Annotated in this window: 7 protein-coding genes and 2 pseudogenes; 8 read left to right on the top strand and 1 reads right to left on the bottom strand. The window is 71.4% G+C overall.

Features of this window, described 5'->3' with window-relative positions:
• Nucleotides 1–69: 69 nt before the first annotated feature.
• From A5713_RS26020 to A5713_RS25995, 6 genes and pseudogenes are all read left to right on the top strand, one after another.
• Nucleotides 70–414: pseudogene (locus tag A5713_RS26020) on the top strand (NADH-quinone oxidoreductase subunit B family protein); the annotation flags it as partial.
• Nucleotides 411–2,387, top strand: coding sequence for a proton-conducting transporter membrane subunit (locus A5713_RS26015; RefSeq protein WP_082973164.1), 1,977 nt, complete (start codon nucleotides 411–413; stop codon nucleotides 2,385–2,387). The pseudogene A5713_RS26020 and the gene A5713_RS26015, both read left to right, overlap by 4 nt.
• Before the next feature lie 5 nt (nucleotides 2,388–2,392).
• Nucleotides 2,393–3,343, top strand: a complete 951-nt coding sequence (locus A5713_RS26010) for a respiratory chain complex I subunit 1 family protein (RefSeq protein WP_068099128.1) — start codon at nucleotides 2,393–2,395, stop codon at nucleotides 3,341–3,343.
• Nucleotides 3,340–4,002 (top strand): hypothetical protein, encoded by a 663-nt coding sequence (locus tag A5713_RS26005; RefSeq protein ID WP_068099126.1) that lies wholly within the window; start codon nucleotides 3,340–3,342, stop codon nucleotides 4,000–4,002. The genes A5713_RS26010 and A5713_RS26005 overlap by 4 nt, the downstream gene beginning before the upstream one ends.
• Nucleotides 4,002–5,468 (top strand): proton-conducting transporter membrane subunit, encoded by a 1,467-nt coding sequence (locus tag A5713_RS26000; protein WP_068099125.1) that lies wholly within the window; start codon nucleotides 4,002–4,004, stop codon nucleotides 5,466–5,468. The genes A5713_RS26005 and A5713_RS26000 overlap by 1 nt, the downstream gene beginning before the upstream one ends.
• Complete coding sequence (locus A5713_RS25995) at nucleotides 5,465–6,943, top strand: NADH-quinone oxidoreductase subunit C (RefSeq protein ID WP_068099124.1); 1,479 nt, start codon at nucleotides 5,465–5,467, stop codon at nucleotides 6,941–6,943. Before A5713_RS26000 ends, A5713_RS25995 begins: the two co-directional genes overlap by 4 nt.
• 17 nt (nucleotides 6,944–6,960) lie before the next feature.
• Here the strand turns inward: A5713_RS25995 and A5713_RS25990 are convergent, their stop codons facing one another.
• Nucleotides 6,961–7,872, bottom strand: coding sequence for an A/G-specific adenine glycosylase (locus A5713_RS25990; protein WP_068099123.1), 912 nt, complete (start codon nucleotides 7,870–7,872; stop codon nucleotides 6,961–6,963).
• On the opposite strand from A5713_RS25990, the gene A5713_RS25985 reads away from it, so the two are divergent.
• Nucleotides 7,871–8,488, top strand: a complete 618-nt coding sequence (locus tag A5713_RS25985; protein WP_067923066.1) for a carbonic anhydrase — start codon at nucleotides 7,871–7,873, stop codon at nucleotides 8,486–8,488. The two genes, A5713_RS25990 and A5713_RS25985, sit on opposite strands and share 2 nt — an antisense overlap.
• A 114-nt stretch (nucleotides 8,489–8,602) precedes the next feature.
• A pseudogene (locus A5713_RS25980) lies at nucleotides 8,603–9,253 on the top strand (hypothetical protein); the annotation flags it as partial.
• Nucleotides 9,254–9,413 lie beyond the last annotated feature (160 nt).

Genomic DNA, 9,413 nt, shown 5'->3' with positions numbered 1-9,413 from the left:
CTCGGTTGATGGCGCAGTCCCCGCACGCGATCACCCGGCGCGGCAACGGGGTCCTCGATCGTGGCCCGCAACGGGTGCGAGGTGGAGATCTCGGGCGCGTTCGGGCCGGTCTATGACGCCGAGCGGTTCGGTGCCCGCCTGGTGGCGTCGCCGCGGCACGCGGATGCGCTGCTGGTGACCGGCGTCGTGACGCACAACATGGCCGGCCCGTTGCGGGCCACGATCGAGGCCACCCCGTTGCCGCGCCGGGTGATCGCGTGCGGGGACTGCGCCATCAACCGAGGGGTCTTCGCCGGCGCCTATGGCGTGGCGGGCGCGGTCGGCGAGCTGGTGCAGGTGGACATGGAGATCCCGGGCTGCCCGCCGTCGCCGAGCGAGATCGTCGCGGCCCTGCGGGCGGTGACCGGCAAATGACCGCGGCGTTGGCCACCCGCGCGGTGCCCGTCCCAGACGTGTTGCGCCGCAACGCCCCCGCGCCCGTCTGTGCGGGCGCGCTGACCGCGCTGCTGGGTGCCGGCGGGGTGTGGGCCGGCGCGCTGGGAATGTTCGGTCCGGTGCGCGCCGTCCGCATCGGGTGGTTGCTTCCGTTGTCGGGCGTCGAGCTCAGCCTCGATCCGCTGGGCGGATTCTTCATGGCGCTCACGGGAGCCGTCGCAATCGTGGCCGGGCTGTACACGATCGGGTATGCCCGGCGCGAGCAGCTGGGGCCGGTCACCCTGGCGGTGCTTCCGGCGTTTGTCGCGGCGATGCTGCTGGTGCCGGCGGCGGCGTCGGTCACCACCTTCCTGCTGGTGTGGGAGTTGATGGCGGTCGCGTCTCTGGTGTTGGTGCTCGCCCACCACACTCGGCCGGAGGTCCGTTCCGCTGCGTTGGTGTACGCGGTGATGACCCAGTTGGGCTTCGTGGCGATCCTGGTCGGCCTGATGGTGTTGTCGGCTGCCGGCGCGGCGGACCGGTTCGCCGACTTGCACCGGATACCCCAGGGCGCGTGCACCGCGGTGTTCTTGTTGACGCTGGCGGGCTTCGGCTCGAAGGCGGGGCTGGTGCCGCTGCACGCGTGGCTGCCGCGCGCCCACCCGGAGGCGCCGAGCCCGGTGTCGGCGCTGATGAGCGCGGCGATGGTCAACCTCGGCGTCTACGGCATCTGCCGCGTCGATCTGCAACTGCTCGGCCCGGGTCCGCGCTGGTGGGGGCTGACCATGATGGTCGTCGGCGGGTTGTCGGCCCTCTACGGCGTGGTGCAGGCGTCGGTGGCCACCGATCTCAAACGGCTCCTGGCGTATTCGACGACCGAGAACCTCGGGTTGATCACCCTGGCGCTGGGCGGCGCCACGCTGTTCGCGGCCGCGGGCGCGAACGGCCCGGCGACGATCGCGGCGGCCGCCGCCATGCTGCACCTCGTCGCCCACGCGGCGTTCAAGAGCCTCGGATTCCTCGCCGCGGGATCGGTGTTGGCCGCGACCGGGCTGCGCGACCTGGACCGGCTGGGCGGCCTGGCCCGCCGCATGCCGGCGACGACAATCCTGTTCGGGGTGGCCGCGCTGGGGGCATCCGGATTGCCGCTGGGCGCCGGATTCGTCAGCGAGTGGCTGCTGCTGCAGTCGCTGATCCACACGGCGCGAGAGCATTCCGCCGTCCTGGCGTTGACGACGCCGCTGGCGGTGGGCGCGGTGGCGCTCACCACGGGTCTCGGCGTGGCGGCGATGGTCAAGGCGTTCGGGATCGGGTTCTTGGCGCGGCCGCGCTCGGAGCGGGCCGCCCGGGCTCGGGAGTCGCCGCGCACTATGGTGGCCGGGATGGGGATCGCGGCCGCGGCCTGTCTGGTGCTGGCGGTGGCACCCTCGGCCGTCGGGCCCGCGCTGGGCCGGGCGATCGCGGCGCTCCCGGCGGCCCGGACGGTGCAATTCAGCGGTATCGGCGCTGTGGTGCGGCTGCCCGGCCTGCCGGGGTCGATCGCACCCGGGGTGATCGCGGCCGGCGTCGTGCTGGCCGCGCTGGTCGCGGCCGTGCTCGCCCGTTGGCGGTCCGGCCGTCGCCCGGCGCCCGCCACACTGCCGCTATGGGCTTGTGGCGCAAACGATCTCACGTCGCGAATGCAGTACACCGCCACGTCGTTCGCCGAGCCGCTGCAAAGAATCTTCGACGACGTGCTGCGCCCCGACACCGACGTCGAAGTCACCCACACCGCCGAGTCGCGTTATCTGGCCGACAAGATCACCTACCGGACCAGAATCGCCGACGCGATCGAGGAACGCTTATATCCGCCGGTGATCCGTGCGGTCGCGGCCGCGGCCGGATTGGTGCGCCGCGCCCACCCGGGCAGCGTGCACCTGTACCTGGCCTACGGCGCGCTCGGTGTGCTGATCGTCCTGGTGGTCGCCCGATGAACGCCCTGTCCTACGCCGCGGGTGCGGCTCAGATCGGCGGCGTGATGGCCGGCGCGCCGCTGGTGGTCGGGCTGACCCGGCAGGTCCGCGCCCGGTGGGAGGGCCGCGTCGGCGGCGGCGTCCTGCAGCCGTGGCGCGACATCATCAAACAGCTTGGCAAACAACGGATCACCCCACGCGGCACAACGCTGGTGTTCGCGGCCGCACCCGCTATCGTCGCCGGGACCACACTGCTGATCGCCGCGATCGCGCCGCTGGTCGCCACCGGATCGCCACTGGACGCCGGCGCCGACCTGTTCGCCGTGGTCGGACTGCTGTTCGTCGGGACCGTCGCGCTGACCCTGGCCGGCATCGACACCGGCACCTCGTTCGGCGGCATGGGCGCCAGCCGCGAGATCACCATCGCCGCACTCGTCGAACCGACCATCTTGCTGGCGGTCTTCGCCCTGTCCATGCCGGCCGGATCGGCGAATCTCGGTGCGCTGGTGGCGCATACGGTCGCCCATCCCGGGCAGGTGGTGTCGCTGGCCGCGGTGCTGGCCTTCACCGCGCTGGTGATCGTGATCGTCGCCGAGACCGGGCGGCTGCCGGTGGACAACCCGGCCACCCATCTCGAGCTGACGATGGTCCACGAGGCGATGATCCTCGAATACGCCGGTCCGCGGCTGGCCCTGGTCGAGTGGGCGGCCGGGATGCGACTCACCGTGCTGCTGGCGCTGCTGGCAAACCTGTTCGCGCCGTGGGGCATTGCCGGCGGCCGGCCCGGCGCCGTGGACATCGTCGTCGGCCTCGCGGCGGTGACGGTCAAGGTCGCGGTGCTGGCGGGACTGCTGGCCACCGTCGAGGTGTTCGTCGCCAAGCTGCGGCTGTTCCGGGTCCCCGAGTTGCTGGCCGGGTCGTTCCTGTTGGCGTTACTCGCGGTCGTCGCCGCCAACTTCTTCGTGGTGCCGGCATGACGTACGGCACGTTCTCGGTACTGGTCGACCTCGCCGCGGGCGGCCTGCTGCTGGCCGCGGTGCTGATCGTGTGGCGCCGCGACCTGGTCGCCATCATCCGGCTGCTGGCGTGGCAGGGCGCCGCCCTGTCGGCCATCCCGGTGCTGCGCGGGGTGTACGACCACGACCGCGCGCTCGTCGGCGTCGGCGTGGCCGTGCTCATCCTGCGAGTTGCGGTGCTGCCACGGCTGCTGGCCCGCGCCGGCAGCGCCGAATCGCGGTCGCGCCGGGAAGCCACCCCACTGGTGAACACCGCCACGTCGCTGCTCATCACCGCCGCGCTGACGCTGGCCGCGTTCGCCGCCACCGGACCCCTGGTGAACCTGCAGCCCGCCGCCACGACCACCGCGGTGCCGGCCGCCACCGCGGTGGTGCTCATCGCCCTGCTCGTGATGGTCACCCGGCGGCACGCGGTGTCGCAGGCGGCGGGATTCCTCATGCTGGACAACGGGATCGCCGCCACCGCGTTCCTGCTCACCGCCGGAGTTCCGCTGATCGTCGAACTCGGCGCCTCGCTGGACGTGTTGTTCGCCGTCATCGTGATCGGCGTGCTGACGGGCCGGCTGTCGCACGCCTTCGGCGGTGCCGACCTGGACGCGCTGCAGGAGCTGCACGACTGATGACCGGTTTACTGCTCGCCGCGATCCTCACCCCCGTCGGTGCCTCGGTGGCCGTTCTGGTCGCCGGGTGGCGCCGGGCGACCGCGACGCTGATCGTCGGATCGGCGGTGACGGTGCTGGCGTGCGGCGCGGCGCTCGCGTTCGATGTCGGATCCGGCACGCGGTTGGCGTTGGGCGGGCTGTTGCGGGTCGACGCGCTCACCGCCACGATGCTGATCATCATCGGAATCGTGGCCACACTGGCCACCTGGGCCAGCATCGGCTACCTCGACGCCGAGCTCGCGCACGGCCACACCGATTCGCGCGGGGCCCGGGTGTACGGGGCCCTGACGGCGGGCTTTTTGGCCGCGATGGTTGTCGCCGTGTGCGCCAACAACATCGGCGTGATCTGGATCGCGATCGAGGCCACCACGGTGATCACCGCCTTCCTGGTCGGACACCGCCGCACCCGAAGCGCGCTCGAAGCGACCTGGAAGTACGTCGTGATCTGCTCGGTCGGCATCGCCGTCGCCTTCCTGGGCACGGTGCTGCTCTATTACGCCGCCGAGCATGCCGGCGCGCCGGCCGCCGCCGCCCTGAACCTCGACGTGCTGGCGGCGCACGCCGGCGGGCTCGATCGCGACATCGCCCGGCTGGCGGGCGGATTGCTGCTCATCGGCTACGGTGCCAAGGCCGGGTTGTTCCCGTTCCACACCTGGTTGGCCGACGCCCACAGCCAGGCGCCGGCGCCGGTTTCGGCGCTCATGAGTGGGGTGCTGTTGTCGGTGGCCTTCTCGGTGTTGATTCGCCTCAAGCCGGTCATCGCGGGCGCCACCGGGCCCACGTTCATGCGGTCGGGCCTGCTGGTGATCGGGCTGGCGACGCTGGTAATCGCCGCGCTGATGCTGACGGTGACACCGGACATCAAACGCATGCTGGCCTATTCGTCCATGGAGAACATGGGACTGATCGCAATCGCCGCGGCGGCCGGCACCTCGCTGGCCATCGCCGCGCTGCTGCTGCACGTCCTGGCTCACGGGATAGGCAAGACGGTGCTCTTCCTGGCGAGCGGCCAGCTGCAGGCCGCCCACGACTCGACGAAGATCGCCGACATCACCGCGGTGCTGAGGCGTTCCCGCCTCATCGGTGTGTCACTGGCCGTCGGTGTGGTGGTCCTGCTCGGCCTGCCGCCGTTCGCGATGTTCGCCAGCGAGCTGGCCATCGCCCGTTCCCTCGCCGACGCCCGGCTCACCTGGGCCCTCGCCGCCGGCATGCTGCTGGTCGCGATCGCCTTCGCCGCGCTGGCCCGCAACGCGGGCCGGATCCTGCTGGGCGGCCCGGGCGCCGCGCCACGGATCGCGGTCCCGCGAACGGTGGCGGCCGCCCTGGCCGTCGGCATCGCCGCATCGATCGCCCTCGGTGCCACCGCCGGCCCGCTCACCGACCTGTTCACGATCGCGGCCCGCGAGGTCGGGGGACCGCGATGAGGCCGCAATGGCAGCGTCACCGGCTGTCCCAGGACCGGCTGGCGGATACGGCTGAGGACCTGCTGGGCAGGGGGTTTCGGCTGGGCCTGGTGGCCGCGCACGACGACGGCGCCGCCTTCCGTGTCGTCTACCTGTTCCTGGCCGGGTGGCCGGATCGCCGCGTCGAGCTGGAATGCGTTGTGCCGAAGGATGATCCGGTGGTTCGATCGCTGGCCTACCTGTCGTTCGCCGCCAGCCGCTTCGAGCGGGAAATGGCCGACCTGTACGGAATCCGGTGCGTCGGGCATCCCAAGGCGCGCCGCCTGGTGCGGCACGCCCACTGGCCCGAAGAGTGGTACCCGATGCGCGGCGACGCGCCGCCCGCCCCTGAATTCGATGGTGCGGGCCGGTTTCCGTTTGTCACCGTCGAGGGGCCCGGGGTCTACGAAATCCCGGTGGGTCCCGTGCACGCCGGGCTGATCGAACCCGGCCATTTCCGGTTCTCCGTCGCCGGCGAAACCGTGCTGCGGCTCAAGGCCCGGCTGTGGTTCGTCCACCGGGGCATGGAGAAGCTTTTTCACGGCCGGCCCGCCGGCGGCGCGGTCGATCTGGCCGAACGCGTCAGCGGCGACACCTCCGTCGGGCACGCGCTCGCCCACTGTCTGGCCGTCGAGGACGCGCTCGGGATGGAACTTCCCGACGAAGTGCACCGGTTGCGGGCGCTCCTGGTCGAACTCGAACGGCTCTACAACCACGCCGCCGACTTGGGGGCACTGGCCAACGACGTCGCTTTTTCGCTCGCGAACGCGCACGCGCAACGCATCCGCGAAGAGTTGTTGCGACTCAACGCCACAGTGACCGGGCATCGGCTGCTGCGCGGCGCCGTCCGCCCGGGCGCCGTCACATTGCGGGCGCTGCCCGATGTCGCCGCGCTGCGGCGGATCGCCGACGACCTCGCCGAGATCGCCGAACTGACGCTCGGCAACACCGTGGTGTACGACCGGTTCGCCGGGACCGCCGCCCTGCACCGCGACGACGCGCACGCCCTCGGCTGCCTGGGCTACGTAGCGCGGGCGAGCGGCATGCGCACGGACGCCCGCGTCGAACACCCCACCGTCGCGCTCCCCGTCACCGAGATCGGCGCCGCCGCGGGTGACGTGCTGGCCCGCTACACCGTGCGGCGCGACGAATTCGCCGCGTCCACCGAACTGGCGTGTCACCTGATCGAATCACACTGCGGCCCAATCGAATACGACGTCGAGGCACCGGCGCCGCGGATGCCCCGCAGCGGCATCGGCATCGTCGAGGGCTGGCGCGGGACCATCGTGCACCGCGTCGAGACCGACCCCGCCGCTCGGCTCACCCGCGCGAAGATCGTCGACCCGTCGTGGTTCAACTGGCCGGCGCTGCCGGTTGCGATGGCCGACACGATCGTCCCCGACTTCCCGCTGGCCAACAAGAGCTTCAACCAGTCCTACGCCGGCAATGATCTCTGACGAGCGTTGACCCCCGGCTACGCTTCGCCCAGCAATGCGAAACGGCCGTCGGCCGTCCGGGTCACCAGGCCGTCGGCCAGCAGCGAATCCAGTGCGCGGTCGCGCTGGGTGGTGTCGGTCAGCCACGCCACGTCTAGCTCCGCCCGCGTCACCGGGGAATCGTTGGCGCGCAACACATCCAGCAACCTGCCGCGGACCTGACGGTCGGTTCCGGCGTAGGTCTGCACCCGCCGCGCCGGCCCCTGCGCCGGGGCGTAGCCGGCGTCCCGCCACGCGCACCGGGTGAGCGGGCACAACCCGCACCGCGGCGCCCGCGCCGTGCACACCGTCGCGCCCAGCTCCATCAGTGCCACCGAAAACCGCGGCGCCGCATCGTCGACCGGCAGCAGCGCGTCCACGTCGGCGTGGTCGCGGGTCGCGGACGGGTTCCCGGCATCCGCCCGCCCGTGCACGGCCCGAGCGACGACCCGGCGCACGTTGGTGTCCACCACCGGAACCCGTTGGCGGTAGGCGAAACAGGCGACGGCGCGCGCGGTGTAGCTGCCGATGCCGGGCAGGGTCAGCAGGGTGTCGACCTCGGCCGGGACGACATCGCCGTGCTCGCGCGCGATGACGGTCGCGCATTCGTGCAAGCGCTTCGCCCGCCTCGGGTAACCCAGCTTGCCCCAGGCCCGCAACACGTCGGCCGCGCTGGCCGCCGCGGTCGCCGACGGGGTGGGCCAGCGCGACACCCAGTCCGACCAGATCGGCAGCACCCGCGACACCGGCGTCTGCTGCAGCATGAATTCACTGACTAGGATCTGCCACGCGCTGACGCCGGGCCCCCGCCAAGGCAGGTCGCGACGGGATCGTTCGTACCAGTCGAGCAACTCGTCGGCTGAAATATTTGGCCGCCCGTTTACCAGCGGATGCGGCATGATGTCAGCCATGCCTAACACCAGTCCGGTAACCGCATGGAAAGCACTCAAAGAGGGTAACGAGCGATTCGTCGCCGGGAGGCCCCAGCATCCCAGCCAGAGTGTCGAACACAGGGCCAGCCTGGCCGGTGGGCAGAAGCCGACCGCGGTCGTGTTCGGCTGCGCAGACAGCCGGGTGGCGGCCGAGCTCATCTTCGACCAGGGTCTGGGCGACATGTTCGTGGTGCGCACCGCCGGACAGGCCATCGACTCGGCGGTGCTGGGCTCCATCGAGTTCGCCGTGACGGTCCTCGACGTGCCGCTCATCGTCGTCCTGGGCCACGACAGCTGCGGTGCCGTCAAGGCCGCCCTGGCCGCCATCAACGAAGGGTCGATACCCGGTGGTTTCGTGCGCGACGTGGTGGAGCGGGTCGCGCCCTCGATCCTGATGGGCCGCCGGGACGGGCTGAGCCGCGTCGACGAGTTCGAGGAACGGCATGTGCGGGAAACGATCGCCCAGCTCGTGTCGCGTTCGTCGGCGATCGCCGAGCGGATTGGCGAGGGCACCCTGGCGGTCGCCGGCGCCACCTACCACCTGGCCGACGGGCGGGCGGCACTGGTCGACCACGTCGGCGACATCGGCGAATAGCGGGGAGTAAACGACTTTCTGGGCCTGTCACTAACACGACGGTCGGCCAGCAAACCCCGCGACACGCCGGGGCGGGTCAGGCAACTCGGCGTGACCTGGGCCTACGCTGCAAACGTGCTGGATCTGGAACCGCGTGGCCCGCTACCCACCGAGATCTATTGGCGGCGCCGTGGCCTGGCCGTGGGCGTCGCGGTCGTCGTCGTCGGGATCGTGGTCGCCGCGGTCATCGCCTTCATGGGACACAACTCGGGCGCCAAGCCCGCCAGTGTCGACAAGCCCAATTCCGCTCAGAGCAAGCCCGGTTCGCCCGCCCCGCAGGCGCCTCCGCCGGCGGCCCCCGGGGAGCAGCCCAACCCGGCTGTGCCGCAGCAGGGGCAGAACCCGGAGATGCCCACCCCCACCGCGGCGGTGCAGCCGCCGCCGGTGCTGAAAGAGGGCGACGACTGCCCCGATTCGACGCTGGCCGTCAAGGGCCTGACCAACGCGCCTCAATACTTCATCGGTGATCAGCCGAAGTTCACCATGGTCGTCACCAACATCGGCCTGGTGTCCTGCAAGCGCGACGTGGGTGCCGCGGTGCTGGCGGCCTACGTGTACTCGCTGGACAACAAGCGGCTGTGGTCCAACCTGGACTGCGCGCCGTCCAACGAGACGCTGATCAAGACCTTCACCCCGGGCGAGCAGGTGACTACCGCGGTGACATGGACGGGGATGGGGTCGGCGCCGCACTGCCCGCTGCCGCGGCCGGCGATCGGCCCGGGCACCGGGCCCGGCGGCGGGGGCGGCTGGTTCATGATGAACGGAACCGGCTGCGAACGCAGGTTGCCCAGCTGCACCACGAGGTTGTAGGTGCCCGGGCCGATCGCCGGCCGCGGCAGCGGGCAGTGCGGCGCCGACCCCATCCCCGTCCATGTCACCGCGGTAG

This window comes from Mycobacterium sp. E2497 (assembly GCF_001668695.1).
Classification (GTDB): Bacteria; Actinomycetota; Actinomycetes; order Mycobacteriales; family Mycobacteriaceae; genus Mycobacterium.
Note: the sequence above shows the minus strand (reverse complement) of the source record. Positions and strands in the feature narration are given on the sequence as shown.

Bases quoted from the DNA above. Each gene is read 5' to 3' on its own strand.
- A5713_RS26015 (WP_082973164.1), top strand. From the start codon at position 411: ATGACCGCGGCGTTGGCCACCCGCGCGGTGCCCGTCCCAGACGTGTTG.
- A5713_RS26005 (WP_068099126.1), top strand. From the start codon at position 3,340: ATGACGTACGGCACGTTCTCGGTACTGGTCGACCTCGCCGCGGGCGGC.
- A5713_RS26000 (WP_068099125.1), top strand. From the start codon at position 4,002: ATGACCGGTTTACTGCTCGCCGCGATCCTCACCCCCGTCGGTGCCTCG.
- A5713_RS25995 (WP_068099124.1), top strand. From the start codon at position 5,465: ATGAGGCCGCAATGGCAGCGTCACCGGCTGTCCCAGGACCGGCTGGCG.
- A5713_RS25985 (WP_067923066.1), top strand. From the start codon at position 7,871: ATGCCTAACACCAGTCCGGTAACCGCATGGAAAGCACTCAAAGAGGGT.
- A5713_RS25990 (WP_068099123.1), bottom strand. From the start codon at position 7,872: ATGGCTGACATCATGCCGCATCCGCTGGTAAACGGGCGGCCAAATATT.